The sequence below is a fragment of the Campylobacter sp. BCW_6464 genome (genome assembly GCF_001762775.1).
In the GTDB taxonomy this organism is placed as follows: Bacteria; Campylobacterota; Campylobacteria; order Campylobacterales; family Campylobacteraceae; genus Campylobacter_D; species Campylobacter_D jejuni.
This window is the reverse complement of record NZ_MJXM01000005.1, coordinates 1-645: the sequence shown is the minus strand read 5'-3', so window position 1 is coordinate 645 and position 645 is coordinate 1. Positions and strand designations below refer to the sequence as shown.

2 protein-coding genes are annotated in these 645 nt (G+C 30.5%); both read left to right on the top strand.

The genetic code is table 11. The annotated features are described in order from the left end of the window. Nucleotides 1-393: host-nuclease inhibitor Gam family protein (locus AJ885_RS00035; protein WP_070280478.1), on the top strand; the 393-nt coding region annotated here is incomplete at its 5' end. Between the two features lie 71 nt (nt 394-464). Beyond that, the coding region (locus tag AJ885_RS00030) for a hypothetical protein (RefSeq protein WP_070280476.1) at nt 465-645 on the top strand (181 nt) is incomplete at its 3' end.

Sequence of the window (645 nt, the reverse complement as noted above, 5' to 3'; positions counted from 1 at the left end):
TTAGCTTGCAATGAGATTAAAGAAGCTCGTGCAGGAGAGATTAAGGTTTTAAGTGATGAGCTTGGATACATAGAACAATGTATCACCACTTTTTGTGAAAATAACAAGCATGAATTTGCCGAAAAAAGATCTAAAGAATTTACCTTTGGCAAGATTGGCTATCGCTTAAGTAAAAGTGTATCTTTACCACGTGTGAAAGAAAAACTAGAAAACTTAATCAAAGCCTTTAAAAGTTACAACCTTAATGAATGCATCATTTACAAAGAAGAACTTAATAAAGATGCCATTGTAGAGCTTGATGATACTACTTTAGTAAAGCTTGGACTTAAAAGAGTTGTAAAGGATAATTTTAGAATAGAGCCAAAAATTGAAAGCTTAGAAATTCAAAATTAAGAATTTAACAAGTCCGCTAAGGCGGATTTGATTAAGTTTTTAAAACTTAATTTAAAACAAAAGGATAAAAAATGTATGTCAATGTAAGCATAGATGCGAGTGATTTAGAAGATTTTTACGCTCATGATTTGGCTAAACTTTTTGAAGATTTAAGCACAAAAGAGCAAGAGGAATTCTTTGGAATTATCCATAAGGATATCAAGCCATTAGAAAGAATAAGAGCTATTCTTTCTAATTTGTCTAATGATGAAG